At 70.0% G+C, this 24381-nt stretch carries 22 protein-coding genes and 1 riboswitch; of the genes, 10 read left to right on the forward strand and 12 right to left on the reverse strand.

Annotation, left to right across the window (positions count from 1 at the left end; all coding sequences use genetic code 11):
- Positions 1–80 precede the first annotated feature (80 nt).
- The 6 genes from ACIF83_RS14305 to ACIF83_RS14330 all read left to right on the forward strand — a co-directional run bounded on the left by ACIF83_RS14305 (position 81) and on the right by ACIF83_RS14330 (position 7230).
- A complete protein-coding gene (locus ACIF83_RS14305; RefSeq protein ID WP_399726713.1) occupies positions 81–1424 on the forward strand; it encodes an HD-GYP domain-containing protein in 1344 nt (447 codons plus the stop codon).
- A complete protein-coding gene (locus tag ACIF83_RS14310) occupies positions 1421–2650 on the forward strand; it encodes an HD-GYP domain-containing protein (protein WP_398137603.1) in 1230 nt (409 codons plus the stop codon). Before ACIF83_RS14305 ends, ACIF83_RS14310 begins: the two co-directional genes overlap by 4 nt.
- Positions 2651–2758: 108 nt before the next feature.
- On the forward strand, positions 2759–3739 hold the full coding sequence (locus tag ACIF83_RS14315) for a hypothetical protein (protein WP_094216204.1): 981 nt from the start codon (positions 2759–2761) through the stop codon (positions 3737–3739).
- A gap of 130 nt (positions 3740–3869) precedes the next feature.
- Positions 3870–4520 (forward strand): peptide deformylase, encoded by a 651-nt coding sequence (def, locus tag ACIF83_RS14320; protein WP_393469000.1) that lies wholly within the window; start codon positions 3870–3872, stop codon positions 4518–4520.
- A 260-nt stretch (positions 4521–4780) separates the two neighbouring features.
- Positions 4781–5863, forward strand: coding sequence for an epi-isozizaene synthase (gene cyc1 / locus ACIF83_RS14325; protein ID WP_399726717.1), 1083 nt, complete (start codon positions 4781–4783; stop codon positions 5861–5863).
- Entirely contained in the window at positions 5860–7230 is a 1371-nt protein-coding gene (locus tag ACIF83_RS14330; RefSeq protein WP_393469006.1) for a cytochrome P450, read from the forward strand. Before cyc1 ends, ACIF83_RS14330 begins: the two co-directional genes overlap by 4 nt.
- Positions 7231–7362: 132 nt before the next feature.
- Here ACIF83_RS14330 and ACIF83_RS14335 read toward each other — a convergent pair whose 3' ends face one another.
- The 7 genes from ACIF83_RS14335 to ACIF83_RS14365 form a co-directional block, all read right to left on the reverse strand.
- The gene (locus ACIF83_RS14335) at positions 7363–8376 is read right to left on the reverse strand and encodes a ribonucleotide-diphosphate reductase subunit beta (RefSeq protein WP_393469009.1); all 1014 of its coding nucleotides are present in this window, start codon (positions 8374–8376) and stop codon (positions 7363–7365) included.
- Positions 8376–10754: a ribonucleoside-diphosphate reductase subunit alpha gene (locus ACIF83_RS14340; RefSeq protein ID WP_398137600.1), complete on the reverse strand. Its 2379-nt coding sequence runs from the start codon at positions 10752–10754 to the stop codon at positions 8376–8378. Before ACIF83_RS14340 ends, ACIF83_RS14335 begins: the two co-directional genes overlap by 1 nt.
- A 124-nt stretch (positions 10755–10878) precedes the next feature.
- Positions 10879–11020, reverse strand: a riboswitch (cobalamin riboswitch).
- A 137-nt stretch (positions 11021–11157) separates the two neighbouring features.
- Positions 11158–12768 carry a monocarboxylate uptake permease MctP gene (gene mctP, locus ACIF83_RS14345; RefSeq protein WP_393469015.1) on the reverse strand — a complete coding sequence of 537 codons (1611 nt, stop codon included), beginning with the start codon at positions 12766–12768 and terminating at the stop codon, positions 11158–11160.
- Positions 12765–13031, reverse strand: a complete 267-nt coding sequence (locus ACIF83_RS14350) for a DUF3311 domain-containing protein (protein WP_393469018.1) — start codon at positions 13029–13031, stop codon at positions 12765–12767. The genes mctP and ACIF83_RS14350 overlap by 4 nt, the downstream gene beginning before the upstream one ends.
- A 136-nt stretch (positions 13032–13167) precedes the next feature.
- Positions 13168–13932, reverse strand: coding sequence for a GntR family transcriptional regulator (locus ACIF83_RS14355; protein ID WP_145883119.1), 765 nt, complete (start codon positions 13930–13932; stop codon positions 13168–13170).
- Between the two features lie 210 nt (positions 13933–14142).
- The gene (gene nagB, locus ACIF83_RS14360; protein ID WP_393469022.1) at positions 14143–14928 is read right to left on the reverse strand and encodes a glucosamine-6-phosphate deaminase; all 786 of its coding nucleotides are present in this window, start codon (positions 14926–14928) and stop codon (positions 14143–14145) included.
- 118 nt (positions 14929–15046) lie between these two features.
- The gene (locus ACIF83_RS14365) at positions 15047–15799 is read right to left on the reverse strand and encodes an SDR family oxidoreductase (protein ID WP_399726724.1); all 753 of its coding nucleotides are present in this window, start codon (positions 15797–15799) and stop codon (positions 15047–15049) included.
- Between the two features lie 96 nt (positions 15800–15895).
- On the opposite strand from ACIF83_RS14365, the gene ACIF83_RS14370 reads away from it, so the two are divergent.
- On the forward strand, positions 15896–16525 hold the full coding sequence (locus tag ACIF83_RS14370; protein ID WP_399726727.1) for a TetR/AcrR family transcriptional regulator: 630 nt from the start codon (positions 15896–15898) through the stop codon (positions 16523–16525).
- Positions 16526–16870: 345 nt separating this feature from the next.
- Positions 16871–18337, forward strand: a complete 1467-nt coding sequence (locus ACIF83_RS14375; RefSeq protein WP_393469031.1) for a sensor histidine kinase — start codon at positions 16871–16873, stop codon at positions 18335–18337.
- A 200-nt stretch (positions 18338–18537) separates the two neighbouring features.
- Here ACIF83_RS14375 and ACIF83_RS14380 read toward each other — a convergent pair whose 3' ends face one another.
- Both ACIF83_RS14380 and ACIF83_RS14385 read right to left on the reverse strand, forming a co-directional pair.
- Positions 18538–18795 carry a WhiB family transcriptional regulator gene (locus ACIF83_RS14380; protein WP_003992873.1) on the reverse strand — a complete coding sequence of 86 codons (258 nt, stop codon included), beginning with the start codon at positions 18793–18795 and terminating at the stop codon, positions 18538–18540.
- A gap of 320 nt (positions 18796–19115) precedes the next feature.
- Entirely contained in the window at positions 19116–20084 is a 969-nt protein-coding gene (locus ACIF83_RS14385; protein ID WP_398137596.1) for a diacylglycerol/lipid kinase family protein, read from the reverse strand.
- Between the two features lie 146 nt (positions 20085–20230).
- Here ACIF83_RS14385 and ACIF83_RS14390 point away from each other — a divergent pair, with 146 nt between their 5' ends.
- On the forward strand, positions 20231–20674 hold the full coding sequence (locus ACIF83_RS14390; RefSeq protein ID WP_393469037.1) for a hypothetical protein: 444 nt from the start codon (positions 20231–20233) through the stop codon (positions 20672–20674).
- Between the two features lie 3 nt (positions 20675–20677).
- Here the strand turns inward: ACIF83_RS14390 and ACIF83_RS14395 are convergent, their stop codons facing one another.
- The 3 genes from ACIF83_RS14395 to ACIF83_RS14405 all read right to left on the reverse strand — a co-directional run bounded on the left by ACIF83_RS14395 (position 20678) and on the right by ACIF83_RS14405 (position 22715).
- On the reverse strand, positions 20678–21715 hold the full coding sequence (locus tag ACIF83_RS14395; protein ID WP_393469039.1) for an RNA polymerase sigma factor SigF: 1038 nt from the start codon (positions 21713–21715) through the stop codon (positions 20678–20680).
- Positions 21716–21768: 53 nt separating this feature from the next.
- The gene (locus ACIF83_RS14400; protein WP_004925829.1) at positions 21769–22182 is read right to left on the reverse strand and encodes an anti-sigma regulatory factor; all 414 of its coding nucleotides are present in this window, start codon (positions 22180–22182) and stop codon (positions 21769–21771) included.
- Positions 22183–22454: 272 nt separating this feature from the next.
- On the reverse strand, positions 22455–22715 hold the full coding sequence (locus tag ACIF83_RS14405; RefSeq protein ID WP_393469041.1) for a UBP-type zinc finger domain-containing protein: 261 nt from the start codon (positions 22713–22715) through the stop codon (positions 22455–22457).
- Between the two features lie 62 nt (positions 22716–22777).
- Here ACIF83_RS14405 and ACIF83_RS14410 point away from each other — a divergent pair, with 62 nt between their 5' ends.
- On the forward strand, positions 22778–24370 hold the full coding sequence (locus ACIF83_RS14410; RefSeq protein WP_399726734.1) for a Na+/H+ antiporter: 1593 nt from the start codon (positions 22778–22780) through the stop codon (positions 24368–24370).
- Positions 24371–24381: the final 11 nt, after the last annotated feature.

Raw genomic sequence — 24381 nt, forward strand, 5'->3', positions numbered from 1 at the left:
CCTCGGGTCGTAAGCTCCCGGACCCCCCGATTCCCGCCCTAGGCTCCGAGCCCGGACAGGCACGGTCGGGGAGGGGCGTCATGGAGGCGGTTCCGGCGAGGGCACGGGCCTATGTGGCTTGCGCCGCCCTGCTGGCTGTGGTCTGCGTCCTGCCGCTGCCGGCCACCCACACGCCCTGGTGGGCGCTCGCCCTGCTCACCGCCCTGTACGCGGCCTGTGAGCACGCCGTACGGCGCCGCCTGGGCGGCACCTTCTACCCCGTCCTGCTCGCCGGGGCGTTCCTGCTGTCCCCGCCCGCCGCCGCCCTCGTGCCGGTGCCGGCGGCGCTGCTCGCCCGCGTCGAGGAGCGGCCCGTGGGGCTGCGCCGTGTGTGGCGGGCCGCGCAGCCCTCGCTCGCCGTGTGGGGCGCGGCCCAGGTGCACCGGGCGCTCGGCGGCCGGGACACGGTCGCGGCCTGCGACTTCCCCCACGCGCTCGTCCCCGCCGGGGCGGCCGTCCTCGCCTTCTGCCTGGTGCTCACCGCGCTCGACGGCGGCCTCCTCGCGGCAGGTGTGGGGGTACCGCCCACGCCGTTGAGGCAGTGGGGGAGGGTGCCCCTGCGCCGGGCCTGGCGCAGGCTGCTGTCCCGCTCCCTCGCGCCGGTCGCCGTGCACGGACTCGCCGGGCTGATGATGGCCGTGCTGTGGCGCAGCCGGTACGGGCCCGTCGCCGCGCTGCTCGTGCTGCTGCCGATGTGCGTCTCCTGCTGGATCTTCGCCCAGTACCACCGGGAGCGGGCCGCCCACCAGGCCACCATCCGCGCCCTGGTGCAGGCCGTCGACCTCAAGGACGGCTACACCCGCGGCCACAGCGAGCGGGTCGGCCAGGCCTCGGTGATGATCGCCCGCGAACTCGGCATGGACGACGAACGCGTCGAGGTACTGCGCTTCGCCGGCATCCTGCACGACGTCGGCAAGCTCGGCGTCCCCACCCGGCTGCTGCGCAAGGACGGCCCGCTGACCCCCGAGGAGCGGCGGATCATCGAGCTGCACCCCGAGTACGGCCACGAGATGGTCCGCGGGATCTCCTTCCTCGGCGAGGCCCGCGCGGCGATCCTGCACCACCACGAACGGCTCGACGGCAGCGGCTACCCCTACGGACTGGTGGGCGGTCAGATCCCCGAGTGCGCCCGCGTGGTGGCCGTGGCGGACGCCTTCGACGCGATGACCTCCACCCGCTCCTACAGCAGGGCCCGCCCGGTCGAGGCGGCGGTCACCGAGCTGGAGCGGTGCGCAGGAACCCAGTTCGACCCGCGCATGGTCACGGCCCTCGCCCGGGCCCTCGACCGCCACGGCTGGCACCCGGCCGTCACGGCCGACGAGACGGCGCAGCGCATCCCGGCCCGGCAACCGGTCGCCGGCAGCCCCAGCGGGGCATCCCGATGACCGCCCTCCGGCTCATCCACGCCTGTGCCGCCCTCACCGCCGCCGTCTCCCTCGCCGTCACCCTGTGGACCGGCACAGCTGACCGGCGCGTCGCACTCGCCTTCGGGGTGCTCATAGCCGTCGGCGAGCTGACCCGGTGGAGCGGCGCCCAGGTACGGCAGGCCGCGCCGCTGGGCACCGCCGGATCGCTGTCGTACGCCCTGCTGGGCGCCGACGCCGGACATCCGACCCTGCACGACGCGCCGCAGGTCGTCACCATCGTCCTCGCCGCCTCCCTGCTCGGCGGCGTCCCGCACATCTGGTGCGGACGGACCCCGACCCTCGACCACCTCGCCCGCCGTGTCCTGAGCGTCGGCTTCGCCGCCATCTGCTTCCAACCCCTCTACAACGAGGGCGCGTTCGAGTCCTGGAACGGCGCCGCCTACGCGCTGCTGCTCATCGCCCTGCTCGTCCTCACCGCCCTGTGCGACGCCGTCCTCGCCGCCGCCCTCGCCCACTCCCGCACCCACTGGCCCTTCGGCCCGCTCCTGCGCGACGAACTGCGCGGACTGCTCGGCATCGGATCCGCCGTCTGCGCGACCGGCGCGGTGATGGCGCTCGCGGTCGCCGTGGTCGGGCTGTGGGCGCTGCCGGTGTTCTGCCTGCCGCTGCTGCTCGCCCAGCTGTCCGTCCGCCGCTACGCCGCCGTGCGCGCCACCTACCGGCAGACCATCGCCTCCCTGGCCCGGGCCACCGAGATCGCCGGATACACCCCGACGGGGCACGCCCGCCGGGTCGCCGCGCTCAGCCTGGCCGTCGGCCGGGACCTGGGCCTGTCCGGGCCCGGACTGACCGTCCTGGAGTACGCGGCCCTCATGCACGACATCGGCCAGCTCAGCCTGGTCGACCCCGTCCCCGCCGGCGCCACCGCCGCGCTGCCCCGGGAGGAGCAGCGGCGCATCGCACTGCTCGGCGGAGCCGTCGTACGGCAGACCGGGGTGGACGCGGCCGTCGCCGTGGTCGTGGAGCGGCAGGCCGACCCCTGCCGGGAGCAGCCGCTCGCCGCGCGGATCGTCAGGGCCGTCAACGCCTACGAGGAGAAGGCCCGGGACGCGGGGCCCGACGGGCCGCTCAAGGCCCTGGAGGAGCTGCGTCTGGCCACCGCCGGGGACTACGCTCCCGAGGTCGTGGAGTCGCTCGCCCGGGTTCTGGCCCGGGACTGTCTGACGCTGCCCGCGGCGGGGTAACCCATGGGTAATGAGCGCCCTTCCCACCGTACGTGGTTGGATGCGAGGGAGAGGGTGTCCGGGGGCACAAGCCAGCCCACGTGGAACTGGAACTGGCAGGCGGGAATCGTGAGGATCTTCGGCAAGGGACGGCACCGGCCCTCCGCCTCCTGGCGGCAGGCCACCGACCGCGCGTTCACGCTCATCGGCGACGGCCGGTACGAGGACGCGGGCGAGCTGTTGACACGCGCCGCCGACCTGGAACCCTGGCTGGCGGAGTCCTGGTTCAACCTCGCCCTGCTGCACAAGTTCCGGCACGACTGGGAGCAGGCCCGCGCCGCAGGACTGCGCGCCGTGGCCCTCCTGGACCGGGAGACCGGCGCCCCCGACTGGTGGAACGTGGGCATCGCCGCGACCGCCCTGCAGGACTGGCCGCTGGCCCGCCGCGCCTGGCAGGCGTACGGGCTGCGGGTGCCCGGCGCCGCCGCGGCCTCCGGCGAGCCGCTCGGCATGGAGCTGGGCAGCGCGGCCGTACGGCTCTCCCCGGAGGGCGAGGCCGAGGTGGTGTGGGGCCGCAGGCTGGACCCGGCCCGGATCGAGGTGCTGTCCATCCCGCTTCCCTCGTCCGGGCGACGCTGGGGCGAGGTCGTCCTGCACGACGGCGTCCCGCACGGCGAGCGCACGACGTCCGCCGGGCACTCCTACCCGGTCTTCGACGAGATCGAGCTGTGGGCGCCCTCGCCGGTCCCCACCTGGGTGGTGCTGCTGGAGGCGGCCACCGAGGCGGACCGGGACGCGCTGGAGCAGCTGGCCGCGGACGCGGGGTTCGCCGCGGAGGACTGGTCGTCCTCGGTGCGGCTGCTGTGCCGGATGTGCTCGGAGTCGCGGATGCCGTCGGACGAGGGGGACGGGGTCCATCTGGATCCGCATGATCACAGCGAGCCGGGTCATCCGGGGCCGCTGGGGCATCGCACGGACGGGCAGCTGTGGGTTCCCGAGCGGGAGTGCGGGGTGGCTGCGCCGGCTTCGCTCGTGCGGGGGTTGCTGGACGGCTGGGTCGCGGACAGTCCGGACTCCAGGGACTGGCGGGATCTCGAAGAGGTGTGCTGAGACCACGGCCGGCTGCGGGTCCGCGGCGGAGCCGCCTTTCGGCACAGTCCCGCGCCCCTTCAGGGCGCGCCCACGTACCCTGTATCAGCAACTTCACCCCTTGTTTTCCTGAGGAAGGCGTACGTCGGTCATGGCGCAGCAGGACACCGATCAGCAGCACGCGGGCGTGCTCCCCGTCGACGACGAGGGTTATGTCGTCGACACGGAGGACTGCGAGGAGCGCGAGAACGCCTGGCGCGAGCGCGGTACCTCGCGGCCGATCACGGTCGTCGGCAACCCGGTCCTGCACAAGGAGTGCAAGGACGTCACCGAGTTCGGTGCGGAGCTGGACCAGCTGGTCGCGGACATGTTCACCAGCCAGCGCACCGCCGAGGGCGTGGGCCTGGCCGCCAACCAGATCGGTGTCGACCTGAAGGTCTTCGTCTACGACTGCATGGACGACGAGGGCGTCCGGCACGTCGGTGTGGTGTGCAACCCGAAGCTGGTCGACCTGCCCGCCGACAAGCGCCGGCTCGACGACAGCAACGAGGGCTGCCTGTCCGTACCGACCGCGTACGCGCCGCTCGCACGTCCCGACTACGCCGAGGTGACCGGCCAGGACGAGAAGGGCAACCCGATCAAGGTCCGCGGCACCGGTTACTTCGCTCGCTGTTTGCAGCACGAGACCGATCACCTGTACGGGTACCTGTACATCGACCGTCTGTCCAAGCGCGACCGCAAGGACGCGCTGCGGCAGATGGCCGAGAACGAGCCACGCTACCCCGTCGTCGCCAACGACTGAGACGTCCGGTCCGAACGTACGGACACCGTACGAGAGCAGCAACGACGCACGCTACGACGCCCGTTCGGGATCCTTCCCGACCGGGCGTCGTTCGTTTGTTCGCCACAAGGTTCCCGGCATCCTGGGGTGGTGAGTGAAGCAAATCCGTTCCCATAATGGTCAGTTGTGGTGCTGAATGGGAAGGGCGGGGATACGCAACGGCGCACGCCCGGCACGGCACGGAGGGGTGTGCGCTCCTGGCGGCTGAGAGGGGACTGTTCGTGCGCGCTTTCTCACACGGCACCACATCGTCGACAGCGGTCGCAGTACCGCCGTCTCTCGCCCTCCCGGTGATCGAGGACGTGATTCCCCGGCAACTGCACCCGTATTGGCCAAAGCTTCAGGAGAAGACCCGGCAGTGGCTCCTGGAAAAGCGGCTGATGCCGGCGGACAAGGTGCGAGAATATGCCGATGGTCTTTGCTACACCGACCTGATGGCGGGGTACTACACCGGCGCCCCCGACGAGGTCCTGCAAGCCATTGCGGACTACAGCGCCTGGTTCTTCGTCTGGGACGACCGGCACGACCGTGACCGGGTACACGGCCGGGTGGCCGACTGGCGCCGACTGCGGCGCCGCCTGCACGCGGCCCTCGACGCACCCCGGCACCATCTGCACCACCCGGACCCCCTGGTTGCAGGGTTCGCGGACAGTGTGCTGCGGCTGTACTCGTTCCTGCCGCGCACCTGGAACCTGCGGTTCGCCCGGCACTTCCACGACGTGATCGAGGCCTACGACCGCGAGTTCCGCAACCGGACCGCGGGGTACGTCCCGAAGGTCGAGGAATACCTCGCCCTGCGGCGGCTCACCTTCGCGCACTGGATATGGACGGACCTGCTGGAACCGAGCGCCGGGTGCGAACTCCCGGACTTCGTGCGGAAACATCCGGCTTATCGCCGTGCGGCGGTGCTGAGTCAGGAATTCGCCGCCTGGTACAACGACCTCTGCTCACTGCCGAAGGAAATAGCGGGTGACGAGGTGCACAATCTCGGAATCAGTCTCGTCACTCATGAGGGACTGACGCTCGAAGAAGCGGTGGAGGAAATCCGGCGGCGTGTCGAGAAATGCATCGCCGAATTCTTCGAAGCCGAGCGGGACGCCCTGCGGTTCGCCCGCGAACTCGCCGACGGCACGGCCCGCGGAAGGGAATTGAGCACCGCCGTCCGCGCCTGTGTCGGTTACATGCGGAACTGGTTCAGCTCCGTCTACTGGTTCCACCACGAGTCCGGCCGGTACATGGTCGACAGCTGGGACGACCGGTCCACGCCCCCGTACGTCAACAACGAAGCGGCAGGTGACGAATGACCGTCGAGTCTGTGAAGCCCGTGGCCCCCGAGAGCCCCGGACTGCGCGAACCGCCCCTCGCCGGCGGCGCCCTCCCGGTACTCGGCCACGGCCTGAAACTGGTCCGCGACCCGCTCGCCTTCATGTCCGGGCTGCGCGCGCACGGTGACGTCGTACGCCTGAAGCTCGGCCCCAAGACGGTGTACGCCGTCACCACACCGGCGCTCACCGGCGCACTCGCGCTCAGCCCCGACTACAAGATCGACGGCCCGCTGTGGGAGTCCCTGGAAGGCCTGCTCGGCAAGGAGGGCGTGGCCACCGCCAACGGCCCCCGGCACCGCCGCCAGCGGCGCACCATCCAGCCCGCCTTCCGGCTCGACGCGATCCCCGCCTACGGCTCGATCATGGAGGAGGAGGCGCATGCGCTGACCGAGCGCTGGAAGGTGGGCGAGACCATCGACTGCACCTCGGAGTCGTTCCGGGTCGCCGTGCGCATCGCCGCTCGTTGTCTGCTGCGTGGCGACTACATGGACGAGCGCGCGGAGCGGCTGAGCATCGATCTCGCCACCGTCTTCCGCGGTATGTACCGCAGGATGGTCGTTCCGCTCGGGCCGCTGTACCGGCTGCCGTTCCCCGCCAACCGTGAATTCAACCGGGCACTGGCCGATTTGCATCTACTGGTCGACGAGATCGTCGCCGAGCGGAGGGCATCTGGTCAAAAGCCGGACGATTTGCTGACGGCATTGCTGGAGGCGAAGGACGACAATGGCGACCCCATCGGGGAACAGGAGATCCACGACCAGGTGGTCGCGATACTCACCCCCGGAAGCGAAACAGTCGCCTCCACGATCATGTGGCTGCTCCAGGTGCTCGCGGAACATCCGGAACACGCCGAGAAGGTGCGCGCCGAGGTCGAATCCGTGACCGGCGGCCGGCCCGTTGCATTCGCGGACGTCCGGGAGCTCAGGCACACCAACAATGTCGTCGTCGAGGCCATGCGACTGCGGCCCGCCGTATGGATATTGACGCGGCGCGCGGTGACCGACACCGCGCTCGGCGGCTATCGCATTCCGGCAGGGGCTGACATCGTCTACAGCCCGTACGCCATCCAGCGCGACGGCCGTTCCTACGACCACCACCTCGACTTCGACCCCGACCGCTGGCTGCCCGAGCGGGTGAAGGAGGTGCCCAAGTACGCGATGAGCCCGTTCAGCGTGGGCAACCGCAAGTGCCCCAGCGACCACTTCTCCATGTCCCAGCTGAGCCTGATCACCGCGGCGATCTCGGCGAAGTACCGCTTCGAGCAGGTCAGCGGGTCGAACGACACCACCCGTGTGGGCATCACGCTCCGGCCCCACCGGCTGCTGCTGCAGCCCGTGGAGTGGTGAGCGACGAGTGGTGAGAGACGTGTGGTGAGCGACGAGTGGTGAACGACACCCGCCGACGACCGGCGCGCGCTCAGGGAGCTTGCGAGCCCCGGAACGCGCGCCGGATCGATGGTCGGCAAAGGGCGACCGGACTCAGAAGTCCTCGTCCAGGTCGACCGTGCCCTCCACGGCCACCTGGTACGCCGACGGGCGCCGCTCGAAGAAGTTGGTCAGCTCCTGAACGCCCTGCAGCTCCATGAAGGAGAAGGGGTTCTCGGAGCCGTACACCGGGGCGAAGCCGAGGCGGCTGAGGCGCTGGTCGGCGACGCACTCGAGGTACTGCCGCATCGAGTCGGTGTTCATGCCCGGCAGGCCGTCACCGCACAGGTCCCGCGCGAACTGCAGCTCGGCCTCGACGGCCTCCCGCAGCATGTCGGTGACCTGCTGCTGCAGCTCGTCGTCGAAGAGCTCCGGCTCCTCCTTGCGGACGGTGTCGACCACCTCGAAGGCGAAGGACATGTGCATCGTCTCGTCGCGGAACACCCAGTTGGTGCCGGTGGCGAGACCGTGCAGCAGACCCCGGCTGCGGAACCAGTAGACGTACGCGAAGGCGCCGTAGAAGAACAGGCCCTCGATGCAGGCGGCGAAGCAGATGAGGTTGAGCAGGAAGCGCCGGCGGTCCGCCTTGGACTCCAGGCGGTCCAGCTTCTCGACCTCGTTGATCCACTTGAAGCAGAACTCGGCCTTCTCACGGATGGACGGGATGTTCTCCACGGCCGCGAAGGCGGCGGCCCGGTCGTCCGGGTCGGGAAGGTAGGTGTCGAGCAGCGTCAGATAAAACTGGACGTGCACGGCCTCCTCGAAGAGCTGGCGCGACAGGTACAGGCGCGCCTCCGGGGAGTTGATGTGCTTGTACAGCGTCAGCACCAGGTTGTTCGCGACGATCGAGTCGCCCGTGGCGAAGAAGGCCACCAGACGGCCGATCAGGTGCTGCTCGGACGGCGTCAGCTTGGCGAGGTCGGCGACGTCCGAGTGGAGGTCGACCTCCTCGACGGTCCAGGTGTTCTTGATGGCGTCCCGGTAGCGCTCGTAGAAGTCGGGGTAGCGCATCGGGCGCAGAGTCAGCTCGAAGCCCGGGTCGAGAAGGTTCTGGGGACGGGTGGACATTACTGGCAGGCCTCGCAGGACTCGGGGTTCTCAAGGGAGCAGGCGACGGCGTCGGGGTCGGCGACCTGCTGCACGGGGATGGGGGTCTGGGTCTGCGCCTGGGCGGCGCGGGCGATACGGGTCGCCGGGCGGGAGCGCAGGTAGTACGTCGTCTTCAGGCCCTGCTTCCAGGCGTACGCGTACATCGAGGAGAGCTTGCCGATCGTCGGCGTCTCCATGAACAGGTTCAGGGACTGCGACTGGTCCAGGAACGGGGTGCGGGCCGCGGCCATGTCGATCAGGCCGCGCTGCGGGATCTCCCACGCCGTGCGGTACAGCGCTCGCACGTCGGCCGGGATCCATGCGAAGTCCTGCACCGAGCCGTTGGAGTCGCGCAGCGCCTCACGGGTGCGCGCGTCCCAGACGCCCAGCTCCTTGAGGTCCTGCACCAGGTAGGAGTTGACCTGCAGGAACTCGCCGGACAGCGTCTCGCGCTTGAACAGGTTGGAGACCTGCGGCTCGATGCACTCGTACACGCCCGCGATGGACGCGATGGTGGCGGTCGGCGCGATCGCCAGCAGCAGCGAGTTGCGCATGCCGACCGCGGCGATCCGCTCGCGCAGGGCCGCCCAGCGCTCGGGCCAGGTCAGCTCGGCGTCGTAGTGGTCGGGGTGCAGGACACCGCGGGCGGTCCGGGTCTTCTCCCAGGCCGGCAGCGCGCCGTTGCGCTCGGCAAGGTCGGTGGACGCCTCGTACGCGGCGAGCATGATCCGCTCGGCGATCCGCGTCGACAGGGCCTTGGCCTCGGCGGAGTCGAAGGGCAGGCGCAGCTTGAAGAAGACGTCCTGCAGACCCATCGCACCCAGGCCCACCGGACGCCACTTGGCGTTGGAGCGGCCCGCCTGCTCGGTCGGGTAGAAGTTGATGTCGACCACGCGGTCGAGGAAGGTGACGGCCGTGCGGACGGTCTCGTCGAGGCGATCCCAGTCGATGTCCCCGTCGCCCACGAAGGCACCGAGGTTGACCGAACCGAGGTTGCAGACCGCCGTCTCGCCGTCGTCGGTGACCTCCAGGATCTCCGTGCAGAGGTTCGAGGAGTGGACGACGTGGCCCGTCTCGGCCGTCTGGTTGGCGGTGCGGTTGGCGGCGTCCTTGAAGGTCATCCAGCCGTTGCCGGTCTGCGCGAGGGTGCGCATCATCCGGCCGTACAGGTCGCGGGCCGGGATGGTCTTCTTCGCGAGCCCGTTCGCCTCCGCCTTGCGGTACGCGGCGTCGAACTCCTCGCCCCACAGGTCGACCAGCTCCGGCACGTCCGCCGGGGAGAACAGCGACCACTGCTCGTCGGCGTTGACCCGGCGCATGAACTCGTCCGGGATCCAGTGCGCGAGGTTGAGGTTGTGCGTACGGCGGGCGTCCTCACCGGTGTTGTCGCGCAGCTCCAGGAACTCCTCGATGTCGGAGTGCCAGGTCTCCAGGTACACCGCGGCAGCGCCCTTGCGCCGGCCGCCCTGGTTCACGGCGGCCACCGAGGCGTCCAGGGTCTTCAGGAACGGGACGATGCCGTTGGAGTGCCCGTTGGTGCCGCGGATCAGCGAACCGCGGCTGCGGATGCGGGAGTACGACAGACCGATGCCGCCGGCGTGCTTGGAGAGGCGGGCGACCTGGTGGTAGCGGTCGTAGATGGAGTCCAGCTCGTCCAGCGGGGAGTCGAGGAGGTAGCAGGACGACATCTGGGGGTGCCGTGTGCCGGAGTTGAAGAGCGTGGGGGAGGAGGGCAGGTAGTCGAGGCGGCTCATGAGCCCGTAGAGCGCGGCGACTTCGTCGACGGAACGGGTCGTGTCGTCCTCGGCGAGACCCGCGGCGACGCGCAGCATGAAGTGCTGGGGCGTCTCGATCACCTTGCGGGTGAGGGGGTGGCGCAGCAGGTAGCGGCTGTGCAGGGTGCGCAGGCCGAAGTAGCCGAAGCGGTCGTCGCCGTCCGCGTCGATCAGCGTGTCGAGACGCGCGGCGTGCAGTCGTACGAACTCCGCCGTGCGGTCGGCGACCAGGCCCTCGCGGTGGCCCACGGCGACGGACTCGGTGAAGGACGTCACGCCCTGCGAGGCGGCCTCGGCGCGGATCGAGATGGTCAGCAGCCGGGCGGCCAGCCGGGAGTAGGCGGGGTCGTCGGAGATGAGGCCGGCGGCCGCCTCCGTGGCCAGCTCGCGCAACTCCGCCTCGTCGGCCCGGGCGGACCGGCCCCGCAGTGCGGCCGCGGCGACCCGTCCGGGGTCGGCGTCGGGGAGGTCGACGGTCAGCTCGGTCAGGGTCCGCAGCAGCGCGGCACCGGGACCGTCGGTCTCCACCGGAGCTGCGGTCGCCTGGACGGCTGAAGCCGGGTCGGCTGGCGCGATGGTCACGTGGGGCTCTCCCTCGCTCGGCACAGGGCCTGGCGGAGGGCAGGGGGCAGCACGAGCGCGCACGGCGTCGCGTCCACCGACCCACTCCACGAGGCCCGGACGTCTGAAGACACCCGGACCGGACGGCCGGGCGCGCGCTGTCGGCAGGTCCTCGGACTGAACAGGCGTGCGGATGCACGCAAGTACACCGTTGCGGGACAGTTCCGGATTCGCGCCGGATTCCCCTGCGGCGACAGCGAGGATGAGCATACATCTAGTGCCGGGTTGTGGTGTCACCCCCAGATGTTGTGTCTGTTGCGTGTTGTGGCGGCTTCAGAGGGTCAACAGCGGGCCGCCGTGGTGCTTGTTGTCGGCGGCCCGCTGCGGGTGGATCGTGGTTGCTCGCGCCCCTTCGGGGCGCGTTTCAGTGCCCGGCGTCCGCCGTGGCCGGCGGAAGTTCCACCTGAACTCCCGCGTCGCCCGCGTCCGCCGTGTAGTCCTCGGGGCGGGTCTCGTCGAGGCCCTCAGGGGCCTTCAGGGCCTTCAGGGCGAAGGTCAGGACCACTGTGACGGCGACGTTCAGGACGAAGGCCGTGAGGCCGATGTAGCCGATCTCGCCGATGCCCGGGATCTCCTTGGCGGAGCCGCCGAAGTGCTTCTGGGTCGGCGAGGCCACCCCGTACGCGGCGGCCGTGCCGTAGACCATGCCGACCGCCCAGCCGGCGAGCAGTGCCCAGCGGTGCAACCAGCGGGTGAACAGGCCGCCGACCAGCGCCGGGAAGGTCTGCAGGATCCAGATGCCGCCCAGCAGCTGGAAGTTGATGGCGACCGTCTTGTCCATGGTGAGGACGAAGACCAGGGCGCCGACCTTGACCAGCAGCGACACGAGCTTGGAGACCTGGGCCTCCTGCTTCGGCGTGGCGTCCGGCCTGATGAAGTCCTTGTAGATGTTGCGGGTGAAGAGGTTCGCCGCCGCGATGGACATGATGGCCGCGGGCACGAGGGCGCCGATGCCGATCGCCGCGAAGGCCACACCCGCGAACCAGTCCGGGAACATGTCCTCGAACAGCTGCGGAATCGCCAACTGCCCGTTGGTGACGTTCACTCCGGCCGCGATCGCCATGAAGCCGAGCAGCGCGAGCAGACCCAGCATCAGCGAGTACAGCGGCAGGATCGTGGTGTTGCGCCGGATCACCTCACGGCTCCTGGACGAGAGCGTCGCGGTGATCGAGTGCGGGTACATGAACAGCGCGAGCGCCGAACCGAGCGCCAGCGTGGCATACGTCCACTGGCCCGCGGGGGCCGGTACGAGCCCGCCCGCGCCTGCCTTCGTGAACTTCTCGCCGGCCTTGGCGAAGATGTCGTCGAACCCGCCGAGCTTGATCGGGATGTAGATGATCGCCACCGCGATGACGATGTAGATCAGCGTGTCCTTGACGAACGCGATCAGCGCGGGGGCGCGCAGGCCCGACGAGTACGTGTACGCGGCCAGCACGCCGAAGGCGATGAGCAGCGGCAGGTCCTTCACGAACCAGTTGGTGTTCTCGCCGCCGCCGACGCCCATCACGTCCAGCACCGCCTGGATGCCGACGAGCTGGAGCGCGATGTACGGCATCGTCGCGAGGATGCCGGTGAGCGCCACGGCCAGCGACAGGCCCTTGGAGCCGAAGCGGCCGCGCACGAAGTCCGAGGTCGTCACATAGCCGTGCTTGTGCGAGACCGACCACAGGCGGGGCAGGAACGTGAAGATCAGCGGGTAGACCAGGATGGTGTACGGCACGGCGAAGAAGCCGGCCGCACCCACGGTGTAGATCGCCGCCGGCACGGCGACGAAGGTGTACGCCGTGTACAGGTCGCCGCCGAGCAGGAACCAGGTGATCCAGGTGCCGAACGACCGGCCACCCAGGCCCCATTCGTCCAGGGAGTGCTCGTTCTCGGCCCTGCGCCAGCGGGCGGCCAGGAAGCCCATGACCGTGACGGCCAGGAAGAAGAAGATGAAGACGCCGAGCGCGACGCCGTTGACGCCGTTCTTCACTGCGCCGCCCCCTTGCCCTGAGTGGCCCTGCGGGCGCTCTGGTCACGCTGCCAGAGCTTGTACGCGAGCATCGTGAGCGCGGTGGAGACCAGCACCCACAGCATCTGGTACCAGTAGAAGAACGGGATCCCGATGAACGCGGGGGTCGTCTTGGCGTACGAGCCGACCCACAGCATCGCCGCGAAGGGCGCGACGAGACACAGACCGATGATCACGCGGGCCGGTGTCACGACCGGTGGTCTCACTTCAGGCGTTTCGGACATGCCACGGCTCCGTCCCCTGGTTGATCACCTGTGTAATGCGCAGGCAATCTAGGTGACGGTGTCGTGGCAGCGGAAGACCTCGTCCGTATAACGGTATGTCGATTTGGAGGTTGTGGCGTGAAGACGCCAACTCCCCTCAGTCCTGCGGGCGCTTGAGCCTCGCCACGAACTTGTACCGGTCGCCTCGGTAGACGGAGCGCACCCACTCCACCGGCTTGCCCTCGCGGTCCAGGGAGTGACGGGAGAGCATCAGCATCGGCAGGCCCACGTCGGTGCCGAGCAGGCCCGCCTCGCGCGGGGTGGCCAGGGAGGTCTCGATGGTCTCCTCGGCCTCGGCGAGATGGACGTCGTAGACCTCGGCGAGCGCCGTGTACAGGGACGTGTACTTCACCAGTGAGCGCCTGAGGGCCGGGAACCGCTTGGCCGAAAGATGGGTGGTCTCGATCGCCATCGGCTCGCCGTTGGCCATGCGCAGCCGCTCGATGCGCAGCACACGTCCGCCGGCCGTGATGTCGAGCAGCTCCGCGAGCCGGTCGTCGGCCGTGATGTAGCCGATGTCGAGCAGCTGCGAGGTGGGCTCCAGGCCCTGGGCGCGCATGTCCTCCGTGTACGAGGTGAGTTGCAGCGCCTGCGAGACCTTCGGCTTGGCGACGAAGGTGCCCTTGCCCTGGATGCGCTCGAGGCGGCCCTCGACGACGAGCTCCTGCAGGGCCTGCCGCACGGTGGTGCGGGAGGTGTCGAACTCGGCCGCCAGCGTGCGCTCGGGCGGGACCGGCGTGCCCGGCGCCTGCGTCTCCGTCATGTCGAGCAGATGCTTCTTCAAGCGGTAGTACTTGGGCACGCGCGCGGTACGGACCGTCGTCCCGGCCTCGTTCTCCGCACTGCCGACGTCGGTGCTCATGCTCTGCCTTCCCGGCTCCTGATGCCGAAAGCGACCGACATCCCATCGGCCACGGCTCACATCGTGGCACGGCTTCGTGTGTCAGGGCTCCGCCCGCACGCTCCGTGATCTCCTCTATATACCGTCGCACCCGTTGTTGGTCTAGTCCAACGGGTGGCGTGCCGGTACCGGTGCGGGTACCAGTACCGGCGCCGATATCCGCGTCCCGGGCTAGATCCCCTGCCAGTCCGGCTTGTTCGCGTAGGTGTGCCGGAAGTAGTCGGCCAGCTTGAGCTTGGACGCGGCGGCCTCGTCCACGACCACCGTGGCGTGCGGGTGCAGCTGGAGCGCCGAGGCCGGGCAGACGGCCGCGACCGGGCCCTCGACGGTCGCGGCGACCGCGTCCGCCTTGCCCTCGCCGGTCGCGAGCAGCACCAGGTGCCGGGCCTCCAGGATGGTGCCGATGCCCTGGGTGATCACGTGGTGCGGCACCTGCTCGATGTCACCGTCGAAGAAGCGCGCGTTGTCGATCCGGGTCTGCTCGGTCAGCGTCTTGATCCGGGTGCGCGAGGCGAGCGAGGAGCAGGGCTCGTTGAACCCGATGTGCCCGTCCGTCCCGATCCCCAGCAACTGCAGGTCCACGCCGCCGGCCTCGGCGAGCGCCCTGTCGTACGTCTCGCACGCCGCCTGGACGTCCTCGGCCGTGCCGTCCGGCCCGATGAACGCGTCCATCCCGATACCGAGCGGCTCCAGCACCTCCCGGCGCAGTACCGAGCGGTAGGACTCGGGGTGCTCGGCGGGCAGCCCCACGTACTCGTCGAGCTGCGCTATTCGGGCCCGCGCGGTGTCCACGGCACCGGAGCGCACCTTGGCGGTCAGCGCCTGGTAGATGGGCAGCGGGGTCGAGCCGGTGGCCACACCGAGCAGGGCGTCGGGCTTGCGCCGCAGCAGCTGGGCCATGGCCTCGGCGATCAGCTCGCCGCCCGCCGCCGCGTCCGGAACGATGACAACTTCCACGCTGGGCCTGCCGTTCTGAAGAGGGCCTGGAGAACAGGGGAGAGGTCGGAGCAAGAGTCTCTATGTGGTTTAGACCAATCTAACAGAATCGGACTCCTGGGCCCAGGTGAGACGTCTGCTATGTCAGTGAACCCCCGGTCGCGTCCACCCAGCTCCCCGTCACCCATCGCCCGGCGTCCGACACGAGGAACGCCACCACGTCCGCCACGTCCGCCGGCGTCCCCACCCGGCCGAGCGCCGATATGGCCGCGGCCTGCGCCCGGCCGTCCGGTGTCCCGTGCAGGAGTCCGGCCGTGTTGTCCGTGTCGACGATCCCCGGCGCCACCGAGTTCACCGTGATGCCGCGGGCGCCCAGCACCTTCGACAGGTCGCGGGTGAAGACGTCCAGCGCGCCCTTGGTCATCGCGTAGGCCGTCTTGTCCGGCATGGCTGCGGCCCGGGCCAGCCCGGACGAGATGTTGACGACCCGCCCGCCGTCCCGCAGCCGCGACAGGCCGTGCTTGACGAGGAAGAACGGCGCCTTCGCATTGACCGCGAAGACCCGCTCGAACTCCTCCTCGGTGATCTCGTCGATCGGGGATGCCGTGCCGATCCCCGCGTTGTTCACCAGGATGTCCAGCCCGTCCGCCCGCCGGTCGAACTCCTGCCACAGCCGCTCGGCGTCCCCCGGCGCGCCCAGCTCCACTCCGATCGCGAACGCCGAACCGCCCGCAGCCTCGATCGCGGCCACGGTCCCGTGGGCGGCCGCCTCATTGCTGCCGTAGTGCACCGCCACCCTCGCCCCGTCGCGCGCCAGTCGGTCGGCGATGCCCCGCCCGATGCCCCGGCTCGCCCCCGTGACCAGTGCCGTCTTCCCCGTGAGCACACCCATGTCAGCCACCCTTCTGTATTTGTCTAGTGATCGCTACACAAAAACCGTACAACAGTCCGCCGATATTTCTCTAGGGGGCGCTATAAAATGCACTCCATGGTGACCAGCGAGTACACGGAAGCGCAGGCCAAGCCGGCCAGGACCCGCGGCCGCCCGCGCTCCTTCGACCGTGCAACCGCGCTGGAGAAGGCGCTCATGGCCTTCTGGGAGCACGGCTACGAGGCCACCTCCGTCTCCGATCTCACCCGGATCATGGGCATCGGCGCCCCGAGCCTCTACGCGGCCTTCGGCGACAAGCGCAGCCTGTTCGAGGAGGTCGTCCGGGTCTACGTCGACACCCATGGCGCCTTCGGTGACCGCGCCCTCGCCGAGGAGCCCACCGCCCGCGCCGCCGTCGCACGCACGCTGCGCGAGGCCGCCGCCGAGTACACCGACCCGGCCCATCCCTACGGGTGTCTGGTCGTCCACGCGGCCACCAACTGCACCAGCCCCGAGGTCGAGCAGCTGCTGCGGGAGCGGCGCAACGCGGGCATCGCCGCGCTGGAGTCCCGGATCCGGGCCGACACGGCCGAGGGGCGGCTGCCGGCCGGCACCGACGCGGCAACGCTCGCGCGGCACACCGGAGCCATGATCCAGGGCATGTCCCAGCAGGCCCGGGACGGCGCGAGCCGGGCGGAACTGGAGGCACTCGCGGAAATTGCCATGGCCATCTGGCCCCGCGGCTGACCCGGGCGGGCTAGGCTGCGTGGCATCGCGTGCCAGACTCCAACGCATACCCCCACACGCATGGACACGCCATCGTGGTCTAGTCCAGAATGCGTAGGGGAAAATCGTAGGGAAAACTGAACAGCTTCCGTCTTCCCCGCACAGGAGGACGGACGAGGAACCGGAGCTCTCTGCCCTGACTGCCCCGGCTCCTCGACCTTCGGCCGACCGGGACCGCACACCCCACGGCCGATGATGCTCCGGGCTGCGGTGCCGGGAGGGTTGAGGGTCCCTCCCAGGCGCCGCGGCCCGCGGGTGTTTTTTCGGCCATCACCAGGCCCCGGGTACGCTCACAACGTGCCCTCCATGAACGAACTCGTACGCCAGCACACGGCCCTCGGTGACTCCGACCTCGAGTGGCTCCACCTGCTGGTCTCGGAGTGGCAGCTGCTCTCCGACCTCTCCTTCGCCGACCTGGTCCTGTGGGTCCCCACCCGTGACGGCACCCGGTACGTCTCGGTCGCCCAGATGCGCCCCAACACCGGCCCGACCTCCTACCAGGACGACATGGTCGGCCACCTGGTCCCGCGCGGCCGGCGGCCCATGCTGGACGCGGCGCTGGACGAGGGCCGGATCGTGCGCGAGGGGGACCCGGAATGGCGCGAAGAGGTCCCCGTCCGGGTCGAGTCGATCCCCGTGCGGCGTGAGGGCCGTGTGCTCGGTGTCATCGCCCGCAACACCAACCTGCTGACCGTCCGCACCCCGAGCCGCCTCGAACTGACCTACCTCCAGAGCGCCTCGGACCTCGCACAGATGATCGCGGCCGGCTCCTTTCCCTTTCCCGGCCAGCAGGTCGACATGGACGCCTCCCCGCGCGTCGGCGACGGCCTGATCCGGCTGGACGCGGACGGCATCGTCCAGTACGCCTCCCCGAACGCACTGTCCGCCTTCCACCGTATGGGCCTCGCCGCCGACCTGGTCGGACAGCACCTGGGGCAGACCACCGCCGAACTCGCCCCGACCCGGGGACCGGTGGACGAGGCGCTCGCCAAGGTGGCGAGCGGCTGGGCGCCGCGCGAGTTCGAGATCGAGGCGAACGACGGGGTCATCCAGTTCCGGGCCATTCCGCTCAAACCCAAGGGCACCCGCATCGGCTCCCTGGTGCTGCTCCGGGACGTCACCGAACTCCGCCGCCGCGAGCGCGAGTTGATCACCAAGGACGCGACCATCCGGGAGATCCACCACCGGGTGAAGAACAACCTGCAGACCGTCGCGGCCCTGCTGCGGCTGCAGGCCCGGCGTATCGGGTCCGAGCGCGGCCGGGAGGCCCTGGAGGAGGCCGTACGACGGGTCGGCTCGATCGCGATCGTGCACGAGACGCTCTCCCAGAACCTGGACGAGCGGGTGGAGTTCGACGACATCGCCGACCGGGTCCTCGCGATGGTCGCCGAGATCTCGCCGGGCAAGGTGACCGGCCGGCGCAGCGGACGCTTCGGGATCCTCGACGCCGAGGTCGCCACCCCGCTCTCGATGGTTCTCACCGAGATCCTGCAGAACGCGCTGGAGCACGGCTTCCGCGAGGGCGACACCGGGACGGTCGAGGTCTCCGCGGTCCGCGGTGGCACCACCAAGGAGGCGCGACTCCTCGTCACCGTCCAGGACGACGGCGTCGGCCTGCCCGAGGGCTTCGACCCGCAGACGGCGGGCAACCTGGGTCTGCAGATCGTACGGACGCTGGTGGAGGGCGAGTTGGGTGGCACCTTCGACATGGTCCCGGCGCCGGAACGGGGCACACAGGTGATCCTGGACATTCCGGTGCGCTCGCAGAAGTAGGAACCACCCGGCGGGCCTGACGCACAGTGGCCCGAACAGCATTGAGCCCCGGGCCACTTGGTGGTCCGGGGCTTAAAGCTCGTTGCTGCTCTGCTTGTCGCTAAGCGCATCGGGGGTACTGCGCGCTGCGGCTCGGGGGCGGGAGATGCGTACTCGCTGTACGCGCCGCCAAGCTCAGGCTGTCAGCAGGGGTGGGACTGTCAGGCGGAGGCCTGACGGGCCCGGTTGCGGGCGGCGCGGCGCTTCATGGCGCGGCGCTCGTCCTCGCTGAGACCACCCCAGACGCCGGAGTCCTGACCGGACTCGAGCGCCCACTGCAGGCACTGCTCGATAACCGGGCAGCGACGGCAGACGGCCTTGGCTTCCTCGATCTGCAGCAGCGCAGGACCGGTGTTGCCGATGGGGAAGAAGAGCTCGGGGTCTTCCTCGCGGCAAACGGCGTTGTGACGCCAGTCCATGGCTGCTACCTCTCCTTGGTATTACATGCAAGTTGCTTGTGAATGTGAACGCTTTCACGAATCCCTCAACAAGTGAAGGGCCGACCGCCGAGTCTTCCCCGGCGTGGTCCTTGGTTTGAAGAGGGGTTCCGGTGATCAGTGGAGGCCGGTGTTGCGGGCCGTCCCGATCGCCACGTAGAGACTCGCAAACCTCAGCGACGGATACAACCCCTTCCGGAAAGTTTTTTTTGATTCCTCGGTGTCGACTGGGTCACAGCCGTACTTCCATGGGGTGGATCCTGGCCTAAACGTTCGAGTGAAAGGACTTTAGCCCGTTCCGCTCACACAATCACACGCAGTGCGCGGCGTACGCCTGTGAACGTCACGCTCGTACGCAGTCCGAGGTGGTCGCCGTCCATCTGAAGGGGGAGGGGGGCCTTCGAATGCAAGGTGAACTGGTCCAGGTCGTGCAGTGCGACCGCATGCCTGCCATGGGGTCCGCGCTCGGGGGACGAAGTGAGCAACTGCGTGCCATACCGGGCAACCGCGGCCGTCGACAGGCGGCTGAGACCGAGCACGTCGATACCTGTATCGAACGACGCCTTAGGTGACGTGTACATCGGACGATTGCCGAGATACGTCCAAGGGGACGTGTTCGAGACTATGGCGACAACAAGATCGGTGATCGGGTCGGCGCCGGGCCGCTCCAGGGTGATCGCGCCGTGCCGGCGGTGCTGCTCGCCGAGGAACTGACGGACCACCTGTCGCACGTACAGCGCGTGGGTCGACTTCTTGCCGCGCTCACGCTGCTGCTCGACCCGGCCGACCACACCCGCGTCGAAGCCGAGCCCGGCGTTGAAGGTGAACCAGCGGTCCGGCACCGCCTCGTCCTCGGTGCCGGGCGTGCCCGAGGTCAGGCCGAGCCCGACGACCCGCTCGGTTCCGTCACGCAGCGCGTCCAGCAGGGCGCCGGTGGCCTCGACGGGATCGTTGGGCAGACCCAGGGCGCGAGCGAAGACGTTGGTGGAGCCGCCGGGGACCACGGCGAGGCCGGGCAGACGGTCCGGGTCGGGGCCGGCGTGCAGCAGGCCGTTGACGACCTCGTTGACGGTGCCGTCGCCGCCGAGGGCCACGACCAGGTCGATGTCGTCGCTCTCCGCGGCCTGCCGGCCCAGATCGCGCGCGTGGCCGCGGTACTCGGTGGTGACCGCCTCCAGCTTCATCTCGCTGGCGAGCGCGTGGATCAGCACGTCACGCCTGCGTGCGCTTGTGGTGGTTGCCGCCGGATTGACCACGAGAAGTGCACGCATGGATGGCAGCGTACCTACTGGGGGGTACCCGGCCCAGACCGAGGTAGGGATCAGGTAAGAGGCGAGGGCGTGAGCCTGGACACTCACCACCGCGCCGGACCCGGGGCGGAGGCGGCCGCCGCGGGGTGCGGGGCTACGCTTCTGGCGTGAGCAGTGAGCAGAAATCCGCCCCGGAAACGACCGAAGCCGCCGAGCCCCGCCCGCGCCGGCTGACGTACGCGGCGGCGCTGGCCGGGCTGGAGGGGGCCGCCCTGGTGGTCGGCGGCGCCTGGATCCTCGTCCTCGGACTGACGGGCGATCCCGACGACCGGCAGCAGGCCGTGACCGGCGGGATCACCCTGCTGGTGCTCGCGCTGCTGCCGCTGCTCGCCGCGCGCGGTCTGCTGCTCAGGCGCAGCTGGAGCCGTGGCCCCGCCGTCATCACGCAGATCATGGCGCTTCCGGTGGCCTACAACCTGCTCAAGGCCGACAGCATGGCCATCCCGGGCGGGATCGCCCTGGCCGTCGTGGCGATCGCCGCGCTGGTGCTGCTCGTGAACTCGGCGACGACCCAGGCCCTCGGGATCAAGGGACCGGGCCGGGCCGAGTAGGGCTCACTCCTCGACGAGCAGCTTCTCCCGCAGCTGGGCGAGGGTCCGGGCGAGCAGCCGGGAGACGTGCATCTGCGAGATGCCGACCTCCTGCGCGATCTGCGACTGGGTCATGTTCCCGAAGAAGCGCAGCAGCAGGATCCGCTTCTCGCGCGGCGGCAGGTCCTCCAGCAGCGGCTTGAGGGACTCGCGGTACTCCACGCCCTCCAGCGCCTCGTCCTCGGCGCCGAGGGTGTCGGCGACCGCCGGGGACTCGTCGTCGGTGTCGGGGACGTCCAGGGACAGCGTGGAGTACGCGTTGGCGGACTCCAGGCCCTCCAGGACCTCCTCCTCGGAGATGGCCAGCTTCTCGGCCAGCTCGTGGACCGTGGGGGAGCGGCCGTGCTGCTGGGACAGCTCGGCCGTCGCCGTCGTCAGCGCGAGGCGCAGCTCCTGCAGCCGGCGCGGCACGCGGACCGCCCAGCCCTTGTCGCGGAAGTGCCGCTTGATCTCGCCGACGACGGTCGGGGTGGCGTACGTGGAGAACTCCACGCCGCGCTCGGGGTCGAAGCGGTCGACCGACTTGATCAGGCCGATCGTGGCGACCTGGGTGAGGTCGTCGAGCGGCTCGCCGCGGTTGCGGAAGCGGCGCGCCAGGTGCTCGACGAGCGGCAGGTGCATACGGACCAGCTGGTTGCGCAGCTCCGCGTACTCCGGGCTGCCCTGGTTCAGCTTGCGCAGCTCGACGAACATCGCACGCGCCCCGCTGCGGTCCTGCGGGTCGTGCTGGGTCGCCTGCACGGCCTCCGCGCCCAGCGCGTTGTCCTCGGCGTATCGCTCGTGCTCGCTCATCGTCCCGCCCGTAGCCCTTCCCCGAGCCCTCGCCTCCGCGCGGGCGGCGGATCCGATCCCGCCGTGCCCCTCCGGAGGCGCGCTCTGCACGGCACCGTCGCTGCCGGCCTCAGCGGAGTCCTCCTCCGGGTGCGGCCTGGCCTGCTCGGGGATGCCGTCGATGCCGTCCGCCATGCGTCGGGAACCGTCCGCGGGGCTTCGGTCCCCCATCGGCAGCTCCCGTGTGCCGCGCTCTTCGTCCCGCACCGGCCCGTCCCCGTTCCTCACGCCGGCCCGGGGCCCGCGCCGCGCTGTTTGTAGAGGCTGATCGACACGGTCTTGTCCTCGTCGACGGCGGACGAGACCTTGCCCGCGAGGGCCGAGAGCACCGTCCAGGCGAAGGTGTCCCGTGAGGGGGCGTGGCCGTCGGTGGTCGGCGCCGACACCGTGACCTCCAGCGAGTCGTCGACGAGCCGGAAGACACAGCTGAGCACGGAGCCGGGCACGGCCTGCTGCAGCAGGATCGCGCAGGCCTCGTCGACGGCGATGCGCAGGTCCTCGATCTCGTCCAGGGTGAAGTCCAAGCGGGCCGCAAGACCGGCCGTGGCCGTCCGCAGCACCGACAGGTAGGCACCCGCAGCCGGCAGCCGGACTTCCACGAAGTCCTGGGTCGCGGGCTCGCCTGCGATCTGGGACACCCTCACCTCCATGGTGGTACAAGCTTTACGGGGCCGAGGGTCGCCCCTCGGGGTAACGCACACGTGGTTCCGCGGTGACGCTATCGCGCTCCGAACGGTCCTGTCCCCGGGACCCCAACCCCCTGGCGTCACTCACAGTAAAGCTGTGGATACGCTCCGTGTCTAGAGGGTCTGCGGGCCCAAATGGGAAGAGCGCGCGCCGGGTTGACGTACCCCGGCGTCAGACGCTCGAACCGTCCACGGCCGCGGTCGTATGCCGTGTCAGTGCAGTGTCACACGAGAACGTGGTCGACGAAGCACCACCGCCAGTCCTCGCCGGGTTCGTAGGTCCGCATCACGGGGTGACCCGAGGTCTCGTGGTGCTCCGTCGCGTGTCTGCCGGGCGAGGAGTCGCAGCAGCCGACGTGGCCGCAGGACAGACAGAGCCGCAGCTGCACCGGATGCGTCCCGCGCGCGAGACACTCCGGGCAGGTCTCGCTCAGCGGCTCCGGCTCCGGGTGCGGCAGCGCGTGGGCGTGCGTGCACTGTTTCATGATTGCCAGATTACGACGGGTGTGCGGGTGGCCGCGCGGAAAAACGAGGGTGGGCGAGGACCATGGATGTGATGCCGCTGCTGTTGCTGGTGGCGGGCAGCGCCGCGGTGGCGGGGGCCGCCCGGCGCACCCCGGTGCCGGCACCGCTGCTGCTGGTCGCGGTCGGCCTGGCGGTCTCCTACGTCCCCGGGGTGCCGGACTACACCCTCGACCCCAAGATCGTCCTGCCGCTGCTGCTGCCCCCGCTGCTGTACACCTCGGCGACCGACAGCTCCTACCTCGACCTGCGGGCCCAGGTCCGGCCCGTGGCGCTACTGTCGGTGGGCTACGTGCTCTTCGCGACCTTCGCCGTCGGCTGGGCCGCCTACGTGCTCATCCCCGGGATGCCGCTGACCGCCGCCCTGGTGCTGGGCGCGGTGGTGGCGCCGCCGGACGCGGTGGCTGCCACGGCGGTTGCGCGCCGGGTCGGCCTGCCGTCCCGGATCACCACGATCCTGCAGGGCGAGTCGCTGCTGAACGACGCCACCGCGATCACCGCCTACAAGGTGGCCGTCGCAGCGGTCGTCGGCGAGGGCGCCACCTGGGCGGGCGGGATCCGCGAGTTCCTGCTCGCGGCGGTCGGCGGCGTCGGCGTCGGCCTCGTCCTCATGGCACCCCTGCACTGGCTGCGCACGCACCTGAAGGAACCCCTCCTGCAGAACACCCTCTCCCTGCTGATCCCGTTCGTCGCCTACGGCGTCGCCGAGCAGCTGCACGCCTCCGGGGTCCTCGCGGTCGTGGTCGTCGCCCTCTACCTCGGTCACCGCGCCTGGGAGGTCGACTTCGCCACCAGGCTGCAGGAGGAGGCGGTGTGGAAGATGGTCGCCTTCATCCTGGAGTCGGCGGTCTTCGCCCTGATCGGCCTGCAGCTGCCGTTCGTCCTCAAGAGGCTCGGGGGATACGAGGGCGTCAAGGCGACCTGGTACGCCGTCGCTCTCTTCCTCGTCGTCGTCCTCGCCCGGTTCGTCTGGGTGTATCCCGCGGCCTTCCTGCCCCGCCGGCTGTCGGCGCGCATCAGGGAACGCGAGGAGAACCCCACCTGGCGGGGCGCGATGGTCACCTCGTGGGCCGGCATGCGCGGTGTGGTCTCCCTGGCCATCGCGTTCTCCATCCCCACCGCGCACAACGGCCACGCCTTCCCGCAGCGCAACCTGATCCTCTTCCTGACCTTCACGACCGTCATCGGCACCCTGGTCGTGCAGGGCCTGACGCTGCCCCCGCTGATCCGCCTGCTGAAGTTCCCCGGCCGCGACCGGCAGGCCGAGACGCTCGCCGAGGCCAACGCCCAGGCGCAGGCCTCCCGGGCCGCCGAGAACCGCCTGGACGAACTCCTCTCCGACGAGCGCAACGCCCTGCCCCCGCCGCTCGCCGACCGCCTGCGCACGGTCCTGGAGCGCCGCCGCAACGCCGTCTGGGAGCGACTCGGCCAGGTCAACCCCGTCACCGGCGAGTCCGTGGACGACACCTACCGCCGCCTGTCCCGCGAGATGATCGGCGCCGAACGCGAGGTCTTCGTCCGCCTCCGCGACCACCGCTACATCGACGACGAGATGCTCCGCGCGCTGCTCCGCAGACTCGACCTGGAGGAGGCGGCCGCCTACCGGGAGGCGGGCTGAGGCCTGTCCCA

Source organism: Streptomyces sp. NPDC085866, assembly GCF_044541035.1.
GTDB lineage: Bacteria > Actinomycetota > Actinomycetes > Streptomycetales > Streptomycetaceae > Streptomyces.

What these genes read in the sequence shown, in the direction of transcription:
- ACIF83_RS14335 (WP_393469009.1), bottom strand. Translation starts at nt 8,376, where the DNA reads ATGTCCACCCGTCCCCAGAACCTTCTCGACCCGGGCTTCGAGCTGACT.
- ACIF83_RS14405 (WP_393469041.1), bottom strand. Translation starts at nt 22,715, where the DNA reads ATGAAACAGTGCACGCACGCCCACGCGCTGCCGCACCCGGAGCCGGAG.
- ACIF83_RS14410 (WP_399726734.1), top strand. Translation starts at nt 22,778, where the DNA reads ATGGATGTGATGCCGCTGCTGTTGCTGGTGGCGGGCAGCGCCGCGGTG.
- def (WP_393469000.1), top strand. Translation starts at nt 3,870, where the DNA reads ATGGCGCAGCAGGACACCGATCAGCAGCACGCGGGCGTGCTCCCCGTC.
- ACIF83_RS14330 (WP_393469006.1), top strand. Translation starts at nt 5,860, where the DNA reads ATGACCGTCGAGTCTGTGAAGCCCGTGGCCCCCGAGAGCCCCGGACTG.
- ACIF83_RS14395 (WP_393469039.1), bottom strand. Translation starts at nt 21,715, where the DNA reads ATGGGGGACCGAAGCCCCGCGGACGGTTCCCGACGCATGGCGGACGGC.
- ACIF83_RS14375 (WP_393469031.1), top strand. Translation starts at nt 16,871, where the DNA reads ATGAACGAACTCGTACGCCAGCACACGGCCCTCGGTGACTCCGACCTC.
- ACIF83_RS14365 (WP_399726724.1), bottom strand. Translation starts at nt 15,799, where the DNA reads ATGGGTGTGCTCACGGGGAAGACGGCACTGGTCACGGGGGCGAGCCGG.
- ACIF83_RS14380 (WP_003992873.1), bottom strand. Translation starts at nt 18,795, where the DNA reads ATGGACTGGCGTCACAACGCCGTTTGCCGCGAGGAAGACCCCGAGCTC.
- ACIF83_RS14310 (WP_398137603.1), top strand. Translation starts at nt 1,421, where the DNA reads ATGACCGCCCTCCGGCTCATCCACGCCTGTGCCGCCCTCACCGCCGCC.
- ACIF83_RS14385 (WP_398137596.1), bottom strand. Translation starts at nt 20,084, where the DNA reads ATGCGTGCACTTCTCGTGGTCAATCCGGCGGCAACCACCACAAGCGCA.
- ACIF83_RS14305 (WP_399726713.1), top strand. Translation starts at nt 81, where the DNA reads ATGGAGGCGGTTCCGGCGAGGGCACGGGCCTATGTGGCTTGCGCCGCC.
- ACIF83_RS14355 (WP_145883119.1), bottom strand. Translation starts at nt 13,932, where the DNA reads ATGAGCACCGACGTCGGCAGTGCGGAGAACGAGGCCGGGACGACGGTC.
- ACIF83_RS14350 (WP_393469018.1), bottom strand. Translation starts at nt 13,031, where the DNA reads ATGTCCGAAACGCCTGAAGTGAGACCACCGGTCGTGACACCGGCCCGC.
- ACIF83_RS14370 (WP_399726727.1), top strand. Translation starts at nt 15,896, where the DNA reads ATGGTGACCAGCGAGTACACGGAAGCGCAGGCCAAGCCGGCCAGGACC.